General features: G+C 57.8%; 17 protein-coding genes. 9 read left to right on the top strand and 8 right to left on the bottom strand.

From position 1 onward, the window contains the following. The first annotated feature begins 12 nt into the window (after window positions 1-12). Window positions 13-663, top strand: coding sequence for a response regulator transcription factor RcsB (gene rcsB, locus RHN82_RS17565; RefSeq protein ID WP_003859405.1), 651 nt, complete (start codon window positions 13-15; stop codon window positions 661-663). A gap of 84 nt (window positions 664-747) precedes the next feature. Here the strand turns inward: rcsB and rcsC are convergent, their stop codons facing one another. Together rcsC and gyrA are read right to left on the bottom strand one after the other, a co-directional pair. Beyond that, window positions 748-3,594: a two-component system sensor histidine kinase RcsC gene (gene rcsC, locus RHN82_RS17560; RefSeq protein WP_047053323.1), complete on the bottom strand. Its 2,847-nt coding sequence runs from the start codon at window positions 3,592-3,594 to the stop codon at window positions 748-750. A 135-nt stretch (window positions 3,595-3,729) separates the two neighbouring features. After that, window positions 3,730-6,366 carry a DNA topoisomerase (ATP-hydrolyzing) subunit A gene (gene gyrA / locus RHN82_RS17555; protein ID WP_015572288.1) on the bottom strand — a complete coding sequence of 879 codons (2,637 nt, stop codon included), beginning with the start codon at window positions 6,364-6,366 and terminating at the stop codon, window positions 3,730-3,732. Between the two features lie 146 nt (window positions 6,367-6,512). On the opposite strand from gyrA, the gene ubiG reads away from it, so the two are divergent. From ubiG to yfaE, 4 genes are all read left to right on the top strand, one after another. After that, window positions 6,513-7,241, top strand: coding sequence for a bifunctional 2-polyprenyl-6-hydroxyphenol methylase/3-demethylubiquinol 3-O-methyltransferase UbiG (gene ubiG / locus RHN82_RS17550; RefSeq protein ID WP_047053322.1), 729 nt, complete (start codon window positions 6,513-6,515; stop codon window positions 7,239-7,241). Window positions 7,242-7,589: 348 nt separating this feature from the next. After that, window positions 7,590-9,875, top strand: coding sequence for a class 1a ribonucleoside-diphosphate reductase subunit alpha (gene nrdA, locus RHN82_RS17545; RefSeq protein ID WP_003859415.1), 2,286 nt, complete (start codon window positions 7,590-7,592; stop codon window positions 9,873-9,875). Between the two features lie 100 nt (window positions 9,876-9,975). Further along, on the top strand, window positions 9,976-11,106 hold the full coding sequence (gene nrdB, locus RHN82_RS17540) for a class Ia ribonucleoside-diphosphate reductase subunit beta (RefSeq protein ID WP_047053603.1): 1,131 nt from the start codon (window positions 9,976-9,978) through the stop codon (window positions 11,104-11,106). Next, window positions 11,106-11,360, top strand: coding sequence for a class I ribonucleotide reductase maintenance protein YfaE (yfaE, locus tag RHN82_RS17535; protein ID WP_003859419.1), 255 nt, complete (start codon window positions 11,106-11,108; stop codon window positions 11,358-11,360). Before nrdB ends, yfaE begins: the two co-directional genes overlap by 1 nt. Window positions 11,361-11,443: 83 nt before the next feature. On the opposite strand, the gene glpQ is transcribed toward yfaE, so the two are convergent. Beyond that, on the bottom strand, window positions 11,444-12,505 hold the full coding sequence (gene glpQ, locus RHN82_RS17530) for a glycerophosphodiester phosphodiesterase (protein WP_047053319.1): 1,062 nt from the start codon (window positions 12,503-12,505) through the stop codon (window positions 11,444-11,446). 11 nt (window positions 12,506-12,516) lie between these two features. Continuing rightward, the gene (gene glpT / locus RHN82_RS17525) at window positions 12,517-13,869 is read right to left on the bottom strand and encodes a glycerol-3-phosphate transporter (protein WP_003859423.1); all 1,353 of its coding nucleotides are present in this window, start codon (window positions 13,867-13,869) and stop codon (window positions 12,517-12,519) included. 250 nt (window positions 13,870-14,119) lie between these two features. On the opposite strand from glpT, the gene glpA reads away from it, so the two are divergent. The 3 genes from glpA to glpC are packed head-to-tail and all read left to right on the top strand — an operon-like array spanning window position 14,120 to window position 18,142. Then, window positions 14,120-15,748, top strand: a complete 1,629-nt coding sequence (gene glpA / locus RHN82_RS17520) for an anaerobic glycerol-3-phosphate dehydrogenase subunit A (protein ID WP_015572285.1) — start codon at window positions 14,120-14,122, stop codon at window positions 15,746-15,748. Beyond that, a complete protein-coding gene (gene glpB, locus RHN82_RS17515) occupies window positions 15,738-16,955 on the top strand; it encodes a glycerol-3-phosphate dehydrogenase subunit GlpB (protein ID WP_047053318.1) in 1,218 nt (405 codons plus the stop codon). The genes glpA and glpB overlap by 11 nt, the downstream gene beginning before the upstream one ends. Further along, window positions 16,952-18,142 carry an anaerobic glycerol-3-phosphate dehydrogenase subunit GlpC gene (gene glpC, locus RHN82_RS17510; protein WP_047053316.1) on the top strand — a complete coding sequence of 397 codons (1,191 nt, stop codon included), beginning with the start codon at window positions 16,952-16,954 and terminating at the stop codon, window positions 18,140-18,142. The genes glpB and glpC overlap by 4 nt, the downstream gene beginning before the upstream one ends. 31 nt (window positions 18,143-18,173) lie before the next feature. On the opposite strand, the gene RHN82_RS17505 is transcribed toward glpC, so the two are convergent. The 4 genes from RHN82_RS17505 to tctD all read right to left on the bottom strand — a co-directional run bounded on the left by RHN82_RS17505 (window position 18,174) and on the right by tctD (window position 22,210). Continuing rightward, complete coding sequence (locus RHN82_RS17505) at window positions 18,174-19,373, bottom strand: nicotinamide mononucleotide deamidase-related protein YfaY (RefSeq protein ID WP_017693016.1); 1,200 nt, start codon at window positions 19,371-19,373, stop codon at window positions 18,174-18,176. Window positions 19,374-19,467: 94 nt separating this feature from the next. Beyond that, on the bottom strand, window positions 19,468-20,010 hold the full coding sequence (locus RHN82_RS17500) for a YfaZ family outer membrane protein (RefSeq protein WP_003859436.1): 543 nt from the start codon (window positions 20,008-20,010) through the stop codon (window positions 19,468-19,470). Between the two features lie 129 nt (window positions 20,011-20,139). After that, window positions 20,140-21,549 (bottom strand): sensor histidine kinase, encoded by a 1,410-nt coding sequence (locus RHN82_RS17495; RefSeq protein ID WP_047053314.1) that lies wholly within the window; start codon window positions 21,547-21,549, stop codon window positions 20,140-20,142. Continuing rightward, window positions 21,536-22,210 (bottom strand): transcriptional regulator TctD, encoded by a 675-nt coding sequence (gene tctD, locus RHN82_RS17490; RefSeq protein ID WP_017693014.1) that lies wholly within the window; start codon window positions 22,208-22,210, stop codon window positions 21,536-21,538. The genes RHN82_RS17495 and tctD overlap by 14 nt, the downstream gene beginning before the upstream one ends. 152 nt (window positions 22,211-22,362) lie before the next feature. Between tctD and RHN82_RS17485 the strand changes: the two genes are divergently transcribed. Next, on the top strand, window positions 22,363-23,343 hold the full coding sequence (locus tag RHN82_RS17485; protein ID WP_006811363.1) for a tripartite tricarboxylate transporter substrate binding protein: 981 nt from the start codon (window positions 22,363-22,365) through the stop codon (window positions 23,341-23,343). Window positions 23,344-23,346 lie beyond the last annotated feature (3 nt).

Below are 23,346 nucleotides of genomic sequence, written 5' to 3'. Positions count from 1 at the left end.
GTAGCCTTATACATGAACAATATGAACGTAATTATTGCCGATGACCATCCGATTGTACTGTTCGGTATTCGCAAATCACTTGAACAGATCGAGTGGGTGAATGTAGTCGGTGAATTTGAAGATTCCACAGCCCTTATTAACAACCTGCCTAAACTTGATGCGCACGTGCTCATTACCGATCTCTCCATGCCTGGAGATAAATACGGTGATGGGATCACGCTCATCAAATACATTAAACGCCACTTCCCGGACATTTCGATCATTGTTCTGACCATGAACAATAACCCGGCGATCCTGAGCGCCGTTCTGGATCTCGATATTGAAGGGATTGTGCTGAAACAAGGCGCACCTACCGATCTGCCAAAAGCGCTGGCGGCGCTACAGAAAGGGAAGAAATTCACTCCTGAGAGCGTCTCACGCCTGCTTGAAAAAATCAGCGCGGGTGGTTATGGCGACAAGCGTCTCTCGCCTAAAGAGAGTGAAGTACTGCGTCTGTTCGCTGAAGGTTTCCTGGTTACTGAAATCGCCAAGAAGCTGAACCGCAGTATTAAAACCATCAGTAGCCAGAAAAAATCCGCGATGATGAAGCTAGGTGTGGATAACGATATCGCCCTGCTGAACTATCTCTCTTCCGTGACGCTGAGCGCAACGGACAAAGATTGATCTTCGCTGTCTACGCCGGGTGGCGCTCGCGCTTACCCGGCCTACAGCCGCCGGAGAAATAAAAAAGGCCCTTTCGGGCCTTTTTTATTGTCTCGCTTTTCGTACCCGCTCCGCATACACGGACAGCGTCTGCTTCAGTACATCCAGCGTGACCGGCTTCGACAGGCAGCTGTCCATTCCCGACTCCAGACAGCGCTGCTTCTCCTCCGCCAGCGCGTTGGCTGTGACCCCCACCACCGGCAGCGTCAGCCCCAGCTGTCGGATACGCTGCGTCAGACGGTAGCCGTCCATGTTAGGCATGTTCACATCGCTGAGCACAATATCAATATGGTTCTTACTTAAGACATTCAGGGCATCCACGCCATCATTGGCCGTTTTACACTGATAGCCCAGAGAGCCAAGCTGGTCTGCGAGCAGACGACGGTTAATTGGATGGTCGTCGACGACCAGAATCATCATATCGTCGTTCACCGACGCCAGCTCATCAGGGGAAGCCAGCACGGTGGCGCCATCGCTGTCCTCAAGCTGCACGCTGTAAATACGCGCCAGCAAGCCCAGCAGCTCGTGCGGTGTCGCCACGCTGTGCACCCATACCCCAGGCGAACGCTCAAGCGGAATACCGATATGACGGCGGCAGAACATCACCACGCCGCGCCCCGCCCACGCCTGCTCCGGCTCAACGTCGGTGATCAGCATGTCATCCGCGTCCGGCGTCTGGCCTTCGTAGCGTGAAACCCGCACGCCGCTGCTGGTCAGCATCGAGGTCAGGAAATCATGTAAGGAGGCGTTGTGCACCGCCAGCCAGCAGTGCTTATCGCTCAGCCCGTCGACCGTGGTTTTCGCCGGATAGTGCGCCGAATAGAGCGGAATACGAATGGTGAACTGGCTGCCCATTCCTGGCTCAGTATCGACGGAGATATCCCCGTCCATCATGCTGATAAGCTTCTCGCAAATCGCCAGACCTAGCCCGGTCCCCTGGAAATTACGCTGGACGCCGGTTCCCACCTGGAAGAATGGATCGAACAGGCGAACGACCTCTTTTGCCGGAATGCCAACCCCCGTGTCGCGCACGCGAATGGTCAGGTACTCCCCTGCCCGACAGACGTGCAGCACAATACAGCCGATATCAGTGAATTTGATGGCGTTGCTCAGCAGGTTTGAGATGACCTGTTGCAGACGCATCGGATCGCCATGCAGCGTCAGCGGCACATCCGGCTCGATAAAGCAGTACAGCCCCAGCTGTTTACGCACCACCAGCGGCAGATAGTTGGCGCAGATATGGTTCATCACCTCGCGCGGGGAGAACTCGCGCGGCTCTATTTTCAACTGCTCGGATTCAATTTTAGAGAAGTCGAGAATATCGCTGATGATTTTCAGCAGCAGGCTGGACGAGTTGTTCATGGCCGTCACCAGCCGGTCGACCCCTTTCGGCAGCTCTTTGGTCTGGAGCAGATCGAGGTTACCGATAATACCGTACAGCGGCGTTCGCAGCTCATGGCTGACGGTCGCGAGGAACATCGATTTCGACTGACTGGCCTGCTCCGCCGCCTGCGCCATATCCTGCAATGACTCTTCCATTTTCACGCGCGCAGAGACGTCCACCAGCACGCAAATGGCCACGTTTTCATTGCGGTAGCGCGAATGGACGAAGCTGATTTGCAGGTTGGTGTGGGTGCTGGTCAGCACATCCACAAAGTTAACCTGTTGCCCGCAGATGATCTGCGTTAACCGCTGGCGGTCTTCATGCGTGAGCATGTTCAGGTAGTTATGGGCAAGCTCGTTACTGAGGATATTTGTCCCGTCCTGAGTACGCAGGATGCAGATCCCCACCGGCGCCGAGGCGACAATTTTACGGTTAAACTGCTCATGCTCCTCCAGACGCTGAGCATCCGCCTCCGCCGGAATAAAGATCCGCCGCTCATACATTCTCGCCAGCATAAACAGCGCGACTCCTACCGCGATGTTCAGCAAAATAGCGTTAAGGATCAGGATGCGAATGCGCTCCAGCACCTTGTCCACCGGCAGCGAGTAGACAATGCTCAGCGACGATGGCGGTAAACTTTTCTTTAGCACCAGCTCGCGGAACCCGGAGGTATAGCCAAACCATGACCGCTCCTGCATCCAGCTGGGTTCCACCTTCAGGCGGTTTTCAGGCCCGGTAAGGGAGATGAGCGGATGGCCGTTTTCATCCAGAATGGTCACGCCCATTGGCAGACTGCCCGGCGTGAAGAAGTTTTCCATGCGGATGGTTTGTTCAATCCCCAGCAGCGCTTGCAGGCGGTTTCCGAGGTAAACCGGAGTCAGGGCATAGAAATAGCCGACGCCCATGCGCGGCCCCTGGCTTATCCAGAAGATGTTGTTCCCGCGCTCTTCCTGAGGCGCATTGCGGTATTTCACTATGCGCTCATGCAGGCTTTTCAGCGCGTCTTCGCGTTCGACGGGCATATCCCGCAGGCCGAAATCCGCCATGCAGAGATTTTCGTTGCTAATCAGGTAGACGCGGTTCAGATCGTAGGCGGCCGAGAAGTTATCGCGCCAGTAGCGCATAAACCATGACAGGGACTCCAGTGAACCACGCCAGGCTTTACCCATGGCGGAACAATCGGAGTCCGGGAAGAGCGGTTCGAAATCAGGTACTTCGGTTTTTTCATCCCGACCGCGGATGGCAAGAATGCCGTTCTCCGCCGTGAGTCGATTCTCCGCAATATACTTAAGCTCTTTCATCACGTCAGAGGTGCGCTGGATATAGCGCTGGGCCTGATCCGAGCTTAAGTTAAACTCCTGGCGGATCTCCGCTTCTTTCTGATGTAACGCGTTAACGATGTAAAACACCGAGAGCAGTGCCACCAGCAACCATAGCAGTAGCGCAAGCGCCCGAAACAGATAGCGAGAGACTTTTAACGTGGTACGAAAGGAGACGAGGTATTTCAAAGGGGCGAGGCTCCGCCGTCGGGGTCATAAAGAATGTGGTTAAGGTAGCGGTAAACGCGGCTTGTCGCAACGTTCACTTGTCTGCTTGCGCAAAACAAAAGGGCCGGAAACCGGCCCTTTATGCGTCAGGAGACGTTACTCGTCAGCGTCATCCGCTGCTTCATCATCGGTGTCCGCTTCCGGGGCGATTTCATCATCCCCTTCCGCGACGCTGCCGTCGATAGAGTCGAGCTCTTCGTCATCCACCGGCTCAGCAACGCGTTGCAGACCGACGACGTTTTCATCTTCCGCAGTGCGGATGAGGATAACGCCCTGGGTGTTACGACCCACCACGCTGATCTCAGACACGCGTGTACGCACCAGCGTACCGGCATCGGTGATCATCATGATCTGGTCCGCGTCGTCCACCTGCACCGCGCCAACAACGGAACCATTGCGCTCGGTCACTTTGATGGAGATAACGCCCTGCGTGCCGCGAGACTTGGTCGGGTATTCGCTTTCCGCTGTACGTTTACCGTAGCCGTTCTGGGTGACGGTCAGGATTGCGCCTTCGCCACGCGGAACGATCAGGGAAACAACGGAGTCTTCACCCGCCAGCTTGATACCACGCACGCCGGTCGCCGTACGACCCATTGCGCGCACAGCGTTCTCTTTAAAGCGCACCACTTTACCGGCGGCAGAGAACAGCATCACTTCATCGGAACCGGAGGTCAGATCCACGCCGATCAGCTCGTCGCCTTCGTTCAGGTTCACCGCGATGATCCCGGCGGAACGTGGACGGCTGAATTCGGTCAGCGCGGTTTTCTTCACTGTACCGCTCGCGGTCGCCATAAAGACGTTCACGCCCTCTTCGTACTCGCGTACCGGCAGGATGGCGGTGATACGTTCGTTCGCTTCCAGCGGCAGCAGGTTGACGATAGGACGACCCCGCGCGCCACGGCTCGCTTCCGGCAGCTGATAGACTTTCATCCAGTACAGACGGCCCCGGCTGGAGAAGCAGAGGATCGTGTCGTGGGTGTTGGCCACCAGCAGACGGTCAATGAAGTCTTCTTCTTTAATACGTGCCGCAGATTTGCCTTTACCGCCACGACGCTGTGCTTCGTAGTCGGTCAACGGCTGATACTTCACGTAGCCCTGGTGAGACAGCGTCACTACCACGTCTTCGCGGTTGATCAGATCTTCAATGTTGATATCAGAGCTGTTGGCCGTGATTTCGGTGCGACGCTCGTCGCCGAACTGATCGCGAACCAGCTCCAGCTCTTCACGGATCACTTCCATCAGGCGCTCTGCGCTACCCAGGATATGCAGCAGCTCGGCAATCTGCTCCAGTAGCTCTTTGTACTCGTCGAGCAGTTTTTCATGCTCAAGGCCGGTCAGTTTCTGCAAACGCAGATCCAGAATCGCCTGGGCCTGCTGTTCAGTCAGGTAGTACTGACCGTCACGCACGCCGAATTCAGGCTCCAGCCACTCAGGACGCGCAGCGTCATCACCGGCACGTTCCAGCATTGCCGCCACGTTGCCCAGATCCCATGGACGCGCAACCAGCGACGCCTTCGCTTCTGCCGGCGTCGGCGCACGGCGGATCAGCTCGATGATCGGGTCGATGTTCGCCAGAGCAACGGCCAGTGCTTCAAGGATATGGGCACGGTCGCGCGCTTTGCGCAGTTCGAAGATGGTACGACGGGTCACCACTTCACGGCGGTGACGCACGAACGCGCTCAGGATCTCTTTCAGGTTCATGATCTTCGGCTGACCATGGTGCAGCGCAACCATGTTGATACCGAAGGAGACCTGAAGCTGAGTCTGAGAGTACAGGTTGTTCAGCACAACCTCACCCACCGCGTCGCGCTTGATTTCAATCACGATGCGCATACCGTCTTTGTCAGACTCGTCGCGCAGCGCGCTGATGCCTTCAACGCGTTTTTCTTTTACCAGCTCGGCGATTTTTTCAATCAGACGCGCTTTGTTCACCTGATACGGGATCTCGTGAACAATGATGGTTTCACGGCCGGTTTTAGCGTCAGCTTCCACTTCGGCGCGGGCACGGATGTAAATCTTGCCACGACCGGTGCGGTACGCTTCTTCAATACCGCGACGACCGTTGATGATTGCCGCCGTCGGGAAGTCCGGGCCCGGGATGTGTTCCATCAGCCCTTCAATGCTGATGTCTTCATCGTCAATGTAGGCCAGGCAGCCGTTGATCACTTCCGTGATATTGTGCGGCGGAATGTTGGTTGCCATACCGACGGCGATACCGGACGAACCGTTCACCAGCAGGTTTGGGATCTTCGTTGGCATAACGTCAGGAATTTTTTCCGTGCCGTCGTAGTTATCAACGAAATCAACCGTCTCTTTTTCCAGGTCAGCCATCAGCTCATGGGCAATCTTCGCCAGACGGATTTCCGTATAACGCATTGCCGCGGCGGAGTCGCCGTCGATAGAACCAAAGTTACCCTGACCATCTACCAACATGTAACGCAGCGAGAAGGGCTGCGCCATACGGACAATGGTGTCGTACACCGCGGAATCACCATGGGGATGGTATTTACCGATTACGTCACCAACGACACGGGCAGATTTTTTGTAGGCTTTATTCCAGTCATTGCCCAATACGTTCATGGCGTATAGTACGCGACGGTGTACCGGCTTCAGGCCATCGCGGACGTCCGGCAGCGCACGGCCAACAATGACCGACATCGCATAGTCCAGATAGGAGCTTTTCAGCTCTTCCTCGATGTTAACCGGTGTAATTTCTCTCGCAAGGTCGCTCATCTAACCGCTATCCCTCTACTGTATCCCGGATTCAAAGGTCGCAAATTATAACACAGCCGCGGTGATACAGGTAAACCTATACGCTTTATTCACAGGGATTGCCTGATATACTCATTTGTCTTGCTAAATAAGGAGTAAAAGCGCCCATGAATGCCGAAAAATCCCCGGTGGCTCACAACGTTGACCACGAAGAGATTGCCAAATTTGAAGCGGTGGCGTCCCGCTGGTGGGATCTCGAAGGTGAGTTCAAACCTCTGCATCGTATTAACCCGCTGCGTCTGGGCTATATCGCGGAGCGTTCCGGCGGTCTGTTCGGTAAGAAAGTGCTCGACGTCGGCTGCGGCGGCGGCATCCTGGCGGAAAGTATGGCGCGTGAAGGGGCCACCGTCACCGGTCTGGACATGGGCTTCGAACCTCTACAGGTTGCCCGTCTTCATGCGCTGGAGTCCGGCATACAGGTTGAATACGTACAGGAAACCGTGGAAGAGCACGCGGCAAAACATGCGCACCAGTATGACGTGGTGACCTGCATGGAGATGCTGGAGCACGTTCCCGATCCGCAGTCGGTGGTCAGCGCCTGTGCAAAACTGGTGAAACCGGGTGGACAGGTCTTCTTCTCGACCATCAACCGCAACGGCAAAGCCTGGCTGATGGCCGTGGTAGGTGCGGAATACGTGCTGCGCATGGTGCCGAAAGGGACGCACGACGTGAAGAAGTTCATCAAGCCTGCCGAACTGCTGGGCTGGGTTGACCAGACATGGCTTAAGGAGCAGCACATGACGGGTCTGCACTACAATCCGCTGACGGATAAATTCAAACTGGCCCCAGGCGTGGATGTTAACTATATGTTGCACACAACCGCCAAAAACGACTAACGTCATCCGTTATTCTTATAATGATTGCGCGACATCATGTTGCGCAATTCTGACCTCCCGTTGAAGAAATCAGCACTCGATCAAATTTTGAATTTTTTTTCTTAATTATTGACATCTCTTCCAGGCCTTACGGCACGAGGACTTAGGCTTTTTTACCCTTTCACAACCTCAATTTAACGTCAAAATCAACCCTTGTACTGAAAAGAATCCTTACTAGAATACTCACCATATAGCGTTCTTCTTATCGCAAAACCCCTATATGTAGTATTTATCCACAGAGTTAGTCACAAGACGGGTCTGTGGATAAGCGGGGGATATTTTTTATTTCACGGACAGGTAAAAACCCACATGAATCAGAGTCTGCTGGTGACAAAGCGCGACGGTACCACCGAGCGTATCAATCTGGACAAAATCCATCGAGTTCTCGACTGGGCAGCAGAAGGACTGAACAACGTATCTATCTCCCAGGTTGAACTGCGTTCTCACATTCAGTTCTACGACGGCATCAAAACGTCTGATATCCACGAAACCATTATCAAAGCAGCGGCAGATCTGATCTCCCGCGACGCACCGGATTATCAGTACCTCGCTGCGCGTCTGGCGATTTTCCACCTGCGTAAAAAAGCCTACGGCCAGTTCGAGCCGCCGAAGCTTTACGATCACGTGGTGAAAATGGTCGAGCTGGGCAAATACGACACGCATCTGCTGGAAGACTATACGGAAGAAGAGTTCGAGCAGATGAACGGGTTTATCGATCACTGGCGCGACATGAACTTCTCCTACGCGGCGGTGAAGCAGCTCGAAGGCAAATACCTGGTTCAGAACCGTGTGACGGGCGAAATCTACGAGAGCGCCCAGTTCCTCTATATTCTGGTGGCCGCCTGCCTGTTCTCTAATTACCCGCGTGAAACCCGCCTGGACTACGTGAAGCGTTTCTACGATGCGGTCTCTACGTTCAAGATTTCTCTGCCTACGCCAATCATGTCTGGCGTGCGTACCCCTACCCGTCAGTTCAGCTCCTGCGTACTGATCGAGTGTGGTGACAGCCTGGATTCCATCAACGCGACCTCCAGCGCCATCGTGAAATACGTTTCCCAGCGTGCCGGTATCGGCATCAACGCCGGCCGTATCCGTGCGCTGGGCAGCCCGATCCGCGGCGGTGAAGCGTTCCACACCGGCTGTATTCCGTTCTACAAGCACTTCCAGACGGCAGTAAAATCCTGCTCTCAGGGCGGCGTGCGCGGCGGTGCTGCGACCCTGTTCTACCCAATGTGGCACCTGGAAGTGGAAAGCCTGCTGGTTCTGAAGAACAACCGCGGCGTGGAAGGCAACCGCGTGCGTCACATGGACTACGGCGTGCAGATCAACAAGCTGATGTACACCCGTCTGCTGAAAGGGGAAGACATCACCCTGTTCAGCCCATCCGACGTCCCGGGTCTGTACGACGCGTTCTTTGCCGATCAGGACGAGTTCGAGCGTCTGTACACCAAATATGAAAAAGACGACAGCATCCGTAAGCAGCGCGTGAAGGCGGTAGACCTGTTCTCCCTGATGATGCAGGAACGTGCCTCTACCGGCCGTATCTACATCCAGAACGTTGACCACTGCAACACCCACAGCCCGTTCGATCCGGTGGTTGCACCAGTGCGCCAGTCCAACCTGTGCCTGGAGATCGCCCTGCCGACCAAACCGCTGGACGATGTGAACGACGAAAACGGCGAAATTGCGCTGTGTACGCTCTCTGCGTTCAACCTGGGTGCGATTAAGAGCCTGGACGAGCTGGAAGAGCTGGCGGTGCTGGCGGTTCGTGCGCTCGACGCCCTGCTGGATTACCAGGATTACCCAATCCCGGCGGCTAAACGCGGCGCAATGGGCCGTCGCACTTTAGGTATCGGCGTGATCAACTTCGCCTACTGGCTGGCGAAAAATGGCAAGCGTTACTCCGACGGCAGCGCCAACAATCTGACGCACCAGACGTTCGAAGCGATCCAGTACTACCTGATGAAAGCCTCTAACGAGCTGGCGAAAGAGCAAGGCGCGTGCCCGTGGTTCAACGAAACCACCTACGCGAAAGGCATTCTGCCGATCGACACCTACAAAAAAGACCTGGATGCGATTGTCAGCGAGCCGCTGCACCTCGACTGGGAAGGCCTGCGCGAGTCCATTAAAACGCACGGCCTGCGTAACTCCACGCTCTCTGCCCTGATGCCGTCCGAGACCTCTTCGCAGATCTCCAACGCCACCAACGGTATTGAGCCACCGCGCGGCCACGTCAGCATCAAAGCGTCGAAAGACGGCGTGCTGCGTCAGGTGGTCCCGGATTACGAGACGCTGGGTGACAACTACGAGCTGCTGTGGGAAATGCCAAACAACGACGGCTACCTGCAACTGGTGGGTATCATGCAGAAGTTTATCGACCAGTCGATTTCTGCCAATACCAACTACGACCCGACGCGCTTCCCGTCAGGCAAGGTTCCGATGCAGCAACTGCTGAAAGACCTGCTCACCGCTTACAAATTTGGCGTGAAAACGCTGTACTATCACAACACCCGTGATGGAGCGGAAGACGCCCAGGACGACCTGGCGCCGTCAATTCAGGACGATGGCTGCGAAAGCGGCGCATGTAAGATCTAAGCACTTCGCCGGGTGGCGCTACGCTTACCCGGCCTACGGTTTTGTAGGCCCGGCAAACGCAGTGCCGCCGGGCAATAAAATCTCAACAGGACTCACCGCAATGGCATATACCACTTTTTCACAGACGAAAAACGACCAGCTCAAAGAGCCGATGTTCTTCGGCCAGCCGGTCAACGTGGCACGCTACGATCAGCAAAAATATGACATCTTCGAAAAGCTGATTGAAAAGCAACTCTCCTTCTTCTGGCGTCCGGAAGAAGTTGACGTTTCCCGCGACCGTATCGATTTCCAGGCGCTGCCGGAACACGAAAAGCACATCTTCCTCAGTAACCTGAAGTACCAGACGCTGCTGGACTCCATCCAGGGCCGTAGTCCGAACGTGGCGCTGCTGCCGCTGATCTCGATTCCTGAGCTGGAAACCTGGGTAGAAACCTGGGCGTTCTCCGAGACGATCCACTCCCGCTCTTACACCCACATCATCCGCAACATCGTAAACGATCCGGCGGTGGTGTTTGACGATATCGTCACCAACGAACAGATCCAGAAGCGTGCCGAAGGCATTGCGCACTACTACGACGAGCTGATCGAGATGACCAGCTACTGGCATCTGCTGGGCGAAGGCACGCACAACGTGAACGGTAAAACCGTCACCGTAAACCTGCGGACCCTGAAAAAACAGCTGTACCTGTGCCTGATGAGCGTCAACGCGCTGGAAGCAATCCGCTTCTACGTAAGCTTCGCCTGCTCCTTCGCTTTTGCCGAGCGCAAGCTGATGGAAGGTAACGCCAAAATTATCCGTCTGATCGCCCGTGACGAAGCCCTGCACCTGACCGGCACCCAGCATATGCTGAACCTGCTGCGCAGCGGTGCGGACGACCCGGAGATGGCTGCGATTGCCGAAGAGTGCAAGCAGGAATGCTACGACCTGTTCGTTCAGGCCGCCCAGCAGGAGAAAGAGTGGGCAGACTACCTGTTCCGCGACGGCTCCATGATTGGCCTGAACAAAGACATTCTGTGCCAGTACGTGGAGTACATCACTAACATCCGCATGCAGGCTGTGGGTCTCGATCTGCCATTCCAGACGCGCTCTAACCCGATTCCGTGGATCAACACCTGGCTGGTGTCCGATAACGTGCAGGTTGCGCCGCAGGAAGTGGAAGTGAGTTCTTATCTGGTCGGTCAGATTGATTCTGAAGTCAACACCGACGACCTGAGCGATTTCCAGCTCTGATGAGCCGCGTAACGCTGAGCCTTTCTGGTACAGAGGTGCTGTGCCAGGAAGAGCACCCTTCTCTGCTGGTGGCGCTTGAAGCGCATCAGGTTGAAGTAGAGTACCAGTGTCGTGAAGGCTACTGCGGCTCCTGCCGCTGCCGTCTGGTCGCAGGCCAGGTAGACTGGCTGACCGAACCGCTGGCCTTTATCAGCGAAGGGGAAATTTTGCCCTGCTGCTGCCGGGCAAAAGGCGATATCGAGATCGAGATGTGATTGTGTCGGGTGGCGCTTCGCTGACCCGACCTACAAAACCGCAGTTCGTAGGCCGGGTAAGGCGCAGCCGCCACCCGGCAATTTCAGCGTTTATCCTTCAAAAAGTTCACCGCTTTATCCGGGAAATCCGTAAACAACCCGTCCACATCCGCCTGGTTATACAGCACGTCGTAAAGCTGATTCACGTCCGGCGCATACTCCGGCAGCTGGTCTGCACGAACGGTATACGGATGCACCTGCATCTTGCTCGCATGCGCCTCTTTCACCATCGCCGTCAGCTTCACGTGACCCGGCGTTGAGCCTTCAGCCACCAGCATGTGGTAATCCGGCCCGATGCCGTCGGCGTACTGCGCAATCTGCTTCATCGCGCCCGGCTTAAACATCCAGTCGTAGCTGTAGTTCACCCACTTCCCGTCCGGCTGTTTTTCCTGGGTTTCATTCCAGTCGGTATACGCAATCAGCTGCACCAGATTGAGATCCATCCCCATCTTCGGCTCCAGCTCGGTTTTGATGCGCTTCAGTTCCGCCGCATCGAAACATTGCAGGAAAACCTTATCCTGCTTGCTGGTGTAGCCGTACTTTTTCAGTACCTCCAGCGTCCTGGCGGCAATGTCCTTCCCTTCCTGATGGTGGAACCACGGCGCTTTGATTTCCGGGTAGATACCGATATTTTTGCCCGTCGAGTGGTTCAGCCCCTGAACAAACTCGATCTCCTCTTCGAAGGTGTGAATACGGAAGTCAGACTTGCCCATCGGGAAACGTCCCGGATAGACCTGCACCTTCTTGCCGTTTTCAATCTCGAAGCCCTCGGTAAACTTCAGCGAGCGGATCTCCGCCAGCGTGAAGTCGATGGCGTAGTAGCGGCCATCTTTACGGGCGCGATCCGGGAAACGCTCCGCCACGTCCGTCACGCGGTCAAGATAGTGGTCATGCAGAACGACCAGCTGGTCGTCCTTTGTCATCACCAGATCCTGCTCCAGATAATCCGCGCCCTGGGCATAGGCCATCGCTTTTGCCGGCAGCGTATGCTCCGGCAGATAACCGCTGGCGCCACGGTGGGCGATCACGATTTTATCCGCCGCCAGCGCGGAGCCTGTCATCAGACCCGCCAGCAGCAGGCCTGTCGCTAACTGAGTTAATTTCATCGCAATGCTCCTTATTGACGACGCGCCAGCACTTCGGCGTGGTGACGTTTTTCACCAATCATCACAACAACCAGCAGCAGAACAGCCAGCACGCTGCCGCCAATCATCACCATAAAGCCGCCGTCCCAGCCGAAGAAGTCGACGGTGTAACCGACGATGGCGCTTGCCGCCACTGAACCGCCGAGGTAGCCAAACAGACCGGTAAAGCCTGCCGCCGTGCCTGCCGCTTTCTTCGGCGCCAGCTCCAGCGCGTGCAGGCCAATCAGCATAACCGGACCATAAATCAGGAAGCCGATGACAATCATACAGGCCATATCCACACCCGGATTACCCGGCGGGTTTAGCCAGTAAACGACCGTCGCGATGGTGACCAGCGTCATAAAGAACACGCCCGTCGCCCCACGATTGCCCTTAAACACTTTGTCCGACATCCAGCCGCAGATCAGCGTGCCGGGAATGCCCGCGTATTCATACAGGAAATAGGCCCAGGAGGATTTATCCAGCGCGAAGTGCTTCACCTCTTTCAGGTAGGTTGGCGACCAGTCGAGGATGCCGTAGCGCAGCAGGTAGACAAACACGTTCGCCACCGCGATGTACCACAGCAGCTTGTTTGGCAGCACATACTTCATGAAGATCTGCTTTGCCGTCAGCTCTTCTTCGTGCTTCTCGCTGTAATCATCCGGGTAGTCGTTTTTGTACTCTTCAATCGGCGGCAGGCCGCAGGACTGTGGGGTGTCGCGCATCAGGGCAAAGGCGATGATCGCCACCAGAATGGCACCAAAGGCTGGCATATAGAGCGCGGCATGCCAGTCGTTAAACCAGGCCATCCCCAGCAGGAACAGCAGCGGCGGAAGCCCGCCCCCGACGTTATGCGCGCAGTTCCAGACCGATACAATGCCGCCACGCTCTTTCTGTGACCACCAGTGAACCATGGTGCGTCCGCATGGCGGCCACCCCATTCCCTGGAACCAGCCGCAGAGGAACAGCAGCACGAACATGATGGCAATGCTGGAGGTCGCCCACGGCACAAAGCCCATGAACAGCATCACCGCTGCCGCGAGGATCAAACCGGCGGGCAGGAACACGCGCGGATTCGAACGATCCGACACCGACCCCATAATGAACTTCGAAAAACCGTACGCGATGGAGATCCCCGACAGCGCAAATCCCAGATCGCCGCGAGAGAAGCCCTGTTCCACCAGGTACGGCATGGCGAGCGCAAAGTTTTTACGTACCAGATAGTACGCCGCATACCCGAAGAAGATCCCGAGGAAGATTTGCCAACGCAGACGGCGGTAGAGAGGATCAATCTCTGCCTCTGGCAGTCGCGCCCGATGTGGCGCAGGTTTAAAGATACTGAGCATAACAGCCTCCGTGGCCTTTCAAAAAATGACCGGGCATCTCGCGCCCGGCTACAGAGGCGGCGATGTTAAGAAATCACGGTGAATGTTACTGTGAATCAACGCACAGATTGTTACAGAAATATGACAGGATGCGCAAAAAAGCGCATGAAATCACGTTTCACTTTCGAATTTCGCGCGTTTATGTTCGAAATCAAACAAACCACACGATCAATGTGGCTAAATGCTAAAAAACGAACATAGAGGAAAGGCAATGACAATTCACGATCCACGCTTCAGCGATGTGATTATCATTGGCGGTGGCGCGACGGGTGCCGGCATCGCACGCGACTGCGCCCTGCGGGGATTGAGCGTCACGCTTCTGGAACGCCACGATATCGCCACCGGCGCGACGGGACGTAACCACGGTCTGTTGCACAGCGGCGCCCGCTATGCGGTCACTGACGCTGAGTCAGCGCGCGAGTGTATTGCTGAAAACCAGATCCTCAGGCGCATCGCCCGCCACTGCGTTGAACCGACCAACGGTCTTTTTATCACCCTTCCAGAAGATGACCTCGGCTTTCAGCAAACCTTTATCACCGCCTGCACGGCGGCAGGCATTCAGGCCGAGGCGATCGATCCTGCGCAGGCGCGCCGTCTTGAACCCTCGGTAAACCCGGCGTTACTGGGCGCGGTAAAAGTACCGGACGGAACCGTTGATCCTTTCCGCCTGACCGCCGCCAATATGCTCGACGCGCGGGAACATGGCGCCCAGATCCTGACCGGTCATCACGTCACCGGGCTTATTCGTGAAGGTAATACCGTGCGCGGGGTGCGCGTGTTTGATGCGCAGTACAACGAACACCGCGAGCTGTATGCCGCCGTCGTGGTCAACGCCGCGGGGATCTGGGGCCAGCGCATCGCGGAATACGCGGACCTGTCGGTGCGCATGTTCCCGGCGAAAGGCTCGCTGCTGATCCTCGACCACCGCATCAATAACCATGTCATCAACCGCTGCCGTAAACCGTCTGACGCCGATATCCTCGTGCCGGGGGACACCATTTCGTTAATCGGCACGACCTCAATGCATGTGGACTACAGCGAAATTGATTACAACCGCGTCACCGCTGAAGAGGTGGATATCCTGCTGCGCGAAGGGGAAAAGCTGGCCCCGGTGATGGCGCAGACGCGTATTCTGCGTGCCTACGCGGGCGTGCGTCCCCTCGTCGCCAGCGATAACGATCCGAGCGGGCGTAACGTCAGCCGCGGCATCGTGCTGCTCGATCACGCCGAACGTGACGGCATGGACGGGTTTATCACCATTACCGGCGGCAAGCTGATGACCTACCGGCTGATGGCCCAGTGGGCCACCGATGCCGTCTGCCGTAAGCTCGGCAACACCGCGCCGTGCGTGACGGCGGAACAGGCCCTGCCCGGCTCGCAGCAATCGACAGAAAAAACGCTGCACAAGATCATTTCACTCCCTGCCCCGCTTCGCGGTTCGGCGATTTACCGCCACGGCGACCGCACCCCGACCTGGCTCGGTGAAGGGCGACTCAGCCGCAGCCTGGTGTGCGAATGCGAAGCCGTGACCGCAGGCGAGGTGCAGTATGCCGTGGAAAACCTGACGGTGAACAACCTGCTTGATTTACGCCGCCGCACGCGCGTCGGGATGGGCACCTGTCAGGGGGAGCTTTGCGCCTGCCGTGCCGCCGGGCTGCTGCAACGTTTTCACGCCACCACCTCAACCCAGTCGCTTGCCCAGCTCAGCGATTTTTTAAACGAGCGCTGGAAAGGCATTCAGCCCGTCGCCTGGGGCGATGCCCTGCGCGAAAGCGAGTTTACCCGCTGGGTCTATCAGGGGCTTTGCGGTCTGGAGAAGGAGCACAACCATGAAATTTGATACCGTGATTGTCGGCGGCGGACTGGCGGGCCTGCTGTGCGGCCTCAAACTGACGCAGCGGGGTCTGCGCTGCGCCATTGTCACTCGCGGTCAGAGTGCCCTGCACTTCTCTTCCGGCTCGCTGGATTTACTGGGTGCGCTATCGTTCGCCGATCTGCCGCCTGAACATCCCTACCGCCTGACGGGCGCAGAGAATATGGCCCGCTTTGCCTGCGAAACCGAACACCTGCTCACCGCCTGCGGCGCACGCATGCAGGGTGACGCCGAGCAAAATCATCAGCGCGTCACGCCGCTCGGCACCCTGCGCGCCGCCTGGCTTAGCCCGGAAGAGGTGCCTGTCGCCCCCATCGCTGCCGAGCGCGTGCGGGTGGTGGGGATCAGCGGTTTCCTCGATTTCCAGCCGCATCTTGCCGCCGCGTCTCTCAGACAGCAGGGTGTTCAGGTGGATACGGCGGAGATTGATCTCCCCGAACTCGATGTGCTGCGCGAAAACCCCAGCGAGTTTCGTGCGGTGAACATTGCCCGCCTGCTGGATAATGAAAGTTACTGGCCGCAGCTGTACGCGGCGCTTCAACCGCTCGGCGAGACCTGCGACGCCCTGTTTATGCCCGCCTGTTTTGGCTTAACGGACAACCGGCTCTGGCGCTGGCTCTCGGCGCGCCTGCCCTGTACGCTCGGTTTACTGCCGACGCTCCCCCCTTCCGTGCCCGGCATTCGTCTGCACACCCAGCTTCAGCGTCAGTTTGTTGCCCAGGGTGGCGTCTGGATGGCAGGCGACGAGGTGAAAAAAATCACCCTGGCTGAGGGCGCGGTAAGCGAAATCTGGACCCGCAACCACGGCGACATCCCGCTTCGCGCACGCTTTACGGTGCTGGCAAGCGGCAGTTTCTTCAGCAACGGTCTGCTGAGCAGCCGGGATGGCGTGCGTGAGGCGATCCTCGGTCTGGACGTCCGGCAAAGCGCTTCCCGCGCGGACTGGTATCAAAGCGATTTCTTCACCCCGCAGCCCTGGCAGCAGTTCGGCGTGATCGTCGACAGCCAGCTGCGCCCGCGGCTGGGCGGGGAACCGGTTGACAATCTTTACGCCATCGGCTCGGTTCTGGGCGGGTACGATCCCGTGGCGCAGGGCTGCGGTGGCGGCGTCTGCGCCGTCACTGCGCTGCATGTCGCGGAGCAGATTATCCAGCGCAGGGAGGGAGCACAATGAACGACACCCGATTTGAAAGCTGTATCAAATGCACGGTCTGCACCACGGTTTGCCCGGTCAGCGGCGTCGATCCGCGCTATCCCGGCCCGAAACAGGCCGGTCCCGACGGGGAGCGTCTGCGCCTGAAGGATGGCGCGCTCTACGACGAGGCGCTGAAATACTGCATCAACTGCAAACGCTGCGAAGTTGCCTGCCCGTCGGACGTGAAAATAGGCGATATCATCCAGCGCGCCCGCGCCCGCTACAGTACGCAAAAACCGACGCTGCGTGACGCGATACTGAGCCACACCGATCTGATGGGCAGCCTCTCGACGCCTTTCGCGCCGGTCGTCAATGCCGCCACCGCCCTGAAGCCGGTGCGCAGGCTGCTGGATGCGACGCTCAAAATCGACCATCACCGCAGCCTGCCGAAATATTCTCACGGCACCTTCCGCCGCTGGTATAAATCCGTGGCGGCAGAACAGGCGCAGTTCGCTGAGCAGGTCGCCTTCTTCCACGGCTGCTACGTGAACTACAACCATCCGCAGCTGGGGAAAGACCTGCTGAAAGTGCTGAACGCCATGGGAACGGGCGTTCAGCTGCTGAGCAAAGAAAAGTGCTGCGGCGTTCCGCTGATTGCCAACGGTTTCATCAACAAAGCGCGCAAGCAGGCGAGCAGCAACGTCACCGCTTTACGCGAGGCGATCGTCGACAAAGGCATACCGGTACTGGCGACGTCGTCAACCTGTACCTTCACGCTGCGCGATGAATATCCGCATCTGCTGGATGTGGATAACACCGGTCTGCGCGAGCACATTGAGCTGGCGACCCGTTTTCTCTGGCGCAAACTGGACAGCGGGCAGACGTTACCGCTGGGCAAATTGCCGCTGAAGGTGGTGTATCACACGCCATGTCATATGGAGAAGATGGGCTGGTCGATCTATACGCTTGAGCTGCTGCGGCTGATCCCGGGGCTGGAGCTGACGGTGCTGGACTCACGCTGCTGCGGCATCGCTGGCACCTACGGCTTCAAGCGTGAAAACTACCCAACGTCACAGGCCATTGGCGCGCCGCTGTTCCGGCAGATTGAAGAGAGCGGCGCAGATATCGTGGTGACGGACTGTGAAACCTGCAAGTGGCAGATCGAGATGTCCACCAGCAAACGCTGTGAACATCCCATTACCTTGCTGGCAAAAGCGCTGGCGTAACCGTTGCCGGGGACACTGCCCCGGCACACTCTCACTCTACGAACAGCGATTCCACGACGTTGATCCAGCCGTGCTCGCTGGCGACCTCTTTCCCGTTCAGCCAGCGGCGCAGCATGTTCAGCGCCATCATCGCGCACACCTCCTGACGCACGGCCAGGCTGTGGCGGGTAATGCTCATCCTGACCCGCAGGGCGTGCGTCCCTTCCGGCGTTGCCAGGGCAAAGTTGAGATGTTCCTCATCCAGCCCGCCCACAAACAGCGCCAGCCCGGCGAAATGCTTCACTCTGCGCTCGGACGCCCAGCGCGCGGTCTGCGCCAGCGTCTCCTGCTGGAACGGCACCACTTCACTGGCCAGCAGCGGCGCACCCGCCCGGGTAAGCTGAAGCGCCAGAAGCCCACCGGTAAACTGCTCGCTTAACGTCACGCTCAGCTGGCGGGACTGCAAATGCGCTGCGATCTGCGCCGGCAGCCCTTCCGTTCCTTCGAAAATCAGGCTTTCCCCGGCGACGCGCTGCACTTCCGGCCACAGCGCCAGCATGGCGGCTTTCTCTGACGCCGGTCCGGTCAGCTTCAGTTCAATAATCGGCATGGAGGAGCGATAGCCCATTGACACGCCGGGAGGCAGTTGCAGGTGATCGAGGCTCTGGGCAAGATCGCTTTCCGAGCGACCAAAGGTGGTCAGACGCAGGCACAGCGGCGGTTCAGGCAGCGTAAAGCGCGCGCGCAGGCGCGGCAGGATCTGCTGCTCGACCATCACTTTAAATTCCGACGGCACGCCCGGGGTGAAGAACATCAGGCAGCGGTTCAGCTGAACGGCAAACCCGCAGGCGGTGCCGACCGGGTTATCAATCAGTTCCGCGCTGGCGGGAATTTCAGCCTGCTTGCGGTTGCTGGGGGCCATCACGCGGCCACGCCCGGAGAAAAAGCGCTCCATCTGCGCCAGCCACGCCTCGTGCAGGACCAGGCCTTCGCCTTTGGCCGTGGCAGCGGCCAGCGCGCTGAGATCGTCGCTGGTGGGTCCCAGCCCGCCGTTCACAATCAGCACGTCGCAGCGTTCGCTGCGCTCGCGCAGAACGTTGACCAGCGACTCAAGATTGTCACCTACGGTGTTGCGGCGCGTTAACGGTAATCCTTGCTCAAAGAAGAGATCGGCGAGCCAGGCGGCATTGGTATCAATGATTTGCCCATGCAGCACTTCGTCGCCAGTGGATAACATTTCCACGTTTATCATTGTGTTCTCCCATTTCAATGGTCAAAACACTATAGCGCAATCGAAGACCGGGGGAAGAGAGAAACTGGCGCGACTGAACGCCGCGCCGAGAGGATTAGAAACCGGCGCTAACGCCAACGTACGGGCCGTCTGCCAGGGCGTTGTCACGGTTGCCGTCTTTACCGGCCAGGTTCAGATAGCGATAACCCGCTTCGATGGTGATCGGACGCATGATGGTCCAGCGCGCGCCAGCGTTAGCTTCCTGATAGCTGTCGATACCGCTGGAGAGGGAATCCGGAGAGTAGTAGTACTCACCGAACAGGCCAAAGCTGTCGCCAATTTTCCACTGCAAGCCGCCGCCCACTGCCGCCGCGTAGCCTTCGTCGCCGTCGTTCGGATTGGTGTAAATGCCTTTACCGCCGACGGTCGCCAGGAAGGGACCCAACGGCACGTTGAAGCCGAGGCCCAGGCTTGCCGCATCCCCATCGTCGTCGTTATGCGTCCAGCCGCCGGTCATTGCCAGGCCTGCGCTATCCGTGCCAAGACCAAAGCCCAGATGGGTATAATCTTGTCCCGCTGAGCCGTTGAAGGAAATTGCGTTTGCCGCTGCTGAAACAAACATCAGGCCGCTTAAGCCCATTAATGCCACTTTTTTCATTGTCGTGATCCCGCACAATTTATTCAGAGATGTCCAAAAACCGCGAGATTTTAACCTGACTGCCTGTGTGATCAATGGACTCCGCGTGCGGCGGGCAATTAGTTTGTAACGATTTGATAATATCGGTATTTATACCAGCATCAGAAAGCGCATTTTCACGCTCAGCCCACCCAGATTTTCACTGGGCATCAGCTGAAGATGGCTGCGGTGCAGGCGGGCAATATCGTTAGCCAGCGCCAGGCCAATGCCGGACCCGGCGGCATCGCCCACGTTATCCAGCCGATGAAACGGCAGCATGGCCTGGGAGATCTGGTCTTCAGCGATGCCCGGTCCGCTGTCCTCCACGCTCAGCTCAACGGCATCGTTAGCCGTGCGCAGGTACACCGTCACGACGCCCTGCTCCGGCGTGTATTTGATCGCGTTCTCCAGCAGGTTGGCGCAAAGTTCGCCCAACAGCACGTCATCCCCCTCAATCATTACCGGCTGCTGTACGCCGTCATAACCGAGATCGATACCCTTGCTGCGCGCCTGCGCCAGCCGGGAAAAGCAGCAGTTTTGCACCACCTGCACCAGATCGACAGGCGCAAACTGTCGCTCCCCCTGCTCTTTTCGCTTCACCGCCGAAAGCTGCAACAGCCTTTCCGTCAGCACGATGATGTTATCCAGCGTGACGTTCATCGCCCGTAAGCTCTCCTGCCACAGCGCCGGATCGTTACGCGTCAGGGCAACCGATACCTGGGTTTTCAGCACCGCCAGCGGCGTTTTGAGCTGGTGTGAGGCGTCGGCATTAAAGCGCGCCTGCCGCGAAAGTACGCCGCGCAACCTGTCGATATAGCGGTTAAATGCCACAATCAGCAGCCGCGTTTCCGACCAGGGCAGCAGCTCCGGCAGCGGGGCCAGCAGCCCGGGCTCACGGCGCACCATCAGCGAAGAGAGCTGCCGCATCGGGCGCAGCACACGACGCAGCAGCCAGGCGGTCAGGACCAGCGTCAGCAGCACCAGCAGCCCCTGCGACACGAGGGAGGAAAACAGCAGCTGAGTGGCCAGATAGCGCCGCGACTGCAACGTTTCGGCGACGTAGATTTCCGCCATGCCGAACACACTGTCCTCGTTAACCGGCTGGAGCAGCTTCGCCACGCGGATCGCCTGCCCGCGATACTCGGTATGATAAAACCACGCCAGCGCCGGATAGTGGGAGGTGCGCGACGTGGAGGGGGGCATATTCGGCAGATCGTCATAGCCGGAGATCGTCCGCCCGTCAGGGTCCACGACCTTGTAATAGAGGCGATCGTTCATGTTCAGCTCGAAGCTGTCGAGCACGACCCAGGGCACGTTCACCTGGAGTTTACCGTTGTGCACCACCAGCCGCTCTGACACCGTGCGCGCCGAGGATAACAGCGTGCGGTCATAGGCCTGCGTCGCCGCCTGTAACGCGCTAACGTAGCTGTTAAAGGCTGACAGCCCCCATAACAGCAGCAGCGGCAAACCCAGAAAAAGCAAAAGTTGCAGGTAAAGCGACTGCGGCTTAACCCACCTCATCGCCGCACTCCAGCACGTAGCCCAGCCCCCGGAGGGTGGTGATCCGCACGCCGCTGCCGGTCAGCTTCTTACGCAGGCGGTGAATATAGAGATCGATGCTCTCGGGGCTGACGTCGTCGTTCAGGCTGAATACCTGGTCGAAAAGCTGTTGCCGCGAGACGGGACGGGTCCGGCGGTGCATCAGCACCTTCAGCAAAGAGAGTTCGCGCGGCGTGAGGGAGAGGGGTTCATCGCGCAGCAGAAAAAAGCCTTCATCATCGTACTCCAGCTCTCCCAGCCGCTGGCGCTCCTGGGTTCGTCCTTCGCTGCGGCGCAGCAGCGCGCGCAGGCGGGCATCAAGCTCCTCCAGCTCGAACGGTTTCGGCAGGTAGTCATCCGCCCCGGCATTCAGCCCCTTCACCCTGTCTGCCACGTTGCTGCGGGCGGTAAGAAACAGCACCGGCAGCGTCTGCCCGCGCTTTCTCAGCCGATGCACCACCTCCAGCCCGTCGAAGCCGGGCATACCGATATCAAGGATCGCGACGGCATAGTTTTCCCCCTGCAAAAGGTGATCGGCCGCCCGCCCGTCATTGACGCAATCCACGGCAAATCCGTTTTGTACCAGCGCTTTTTCCAGCCAGTGAGCCAGCTCACGATTATCTTCCGCGAGTAAGAGACGCATATCACATCCTGTAAAGTTGGTGTCGCAGTGAAAGGGAAATGAAAGGTTATTGTTTTAACAATCACGCAACGGAACCGCTACAAGGTGGTTCACATAATCAGAAAAAAGACACCCGTACCCGTACTCAGGGTTCTCCGGCGTGAGGATAAACGATGAAAAAACAATTACTTTCTACCCTTGCTGCAAGCGTATTGCTGTTGAGTGCCTCTGTCGTCCAGGCGCAGGACGCGCCGTCCCGTACCGAATGTATCGCCCCGGCCAAACCCGGCGGCGGCTTCGACCTGACCTGTAAGCTGATTCAGGTCAGCCTGCTGGAGACGAAGGCCATTGAAAAACCGATGCGCGTCACCTACATGCCCGGCGGCGTGGGCGCGGTAGCCTATAACGCCATTGTCGCGCAGCGCCCTGCCGAAGCGGGCACCGTGGTGGCCTTCTCCGGCGGTTCGCTGCTGAACCTGTCGCAGGGGAAATTTGGTCGTTATGACGTGAATGACGTGCGCTGGCTCGCCACCGTAGGCACCGATTACGGCATGATCGCCGTGCGCGCGGACTCTCCGTGGAAATCCCTGAAAGATCTGCTGACCGCCATGGAAAAAGATCCGAACAGCGTGGTCATTGGCGCGGGCGCCTCTATCGGCAGCCAGGACTGGATGAAAGCCGCGCTGCTGGCGCAGCAGGCCAAAGTGGATCCGCACAAGATGCGTTACGTGGCCTTTGAAGGCGGCGGCGAGCCGGTGACGGCGCTGATGGGCAATCACGTCCAGGCGGTATCGGGCGATCTCAGCGAAATGGTGCCCTACCTGAGCGGGGATAAGATCCGCGTGCTGGCGGTCTTCTCGGAAAACCGTCTGCCGGGCCAGCTGGCAGACGTCCCAACCGCCAAAGAGCAGGGTTATAACCTGGTCTGGCCGATCATTCGCGGCTTCTTCGTCGGGCCAAAAGTGACCGACGCCGAATACCAGTGGTGGGTGGATACCTTCGCAAAACTTCAGCAAACCGAAGAGTTCAAAAAACAGCGCGATCTGCGCGGGCTGTTTGAGTTCAACCTGAACGGCAAGCAGCTGGACGAGTATGTCAAAAAACAGGTGAATGACTACCGCGAACAGGCGAAAGCCTTTGGCCTGGCGAAATAACCG

The organism is Enterobacter cloacae complex sp. EB5 (genome assembly GCF_031432835.1).
Lineage (GTDB): Bacteria > Pseudomonadota > Gammaproteobacteria > Enterobacterales > Enterobacteriaceae > Enterobacter > Enterobacter hormaechei_C.
Note: the sequence above shows the minus strand (reverse complement) of the source record. Positions and strands in the feature narration are given on the sequence as shown.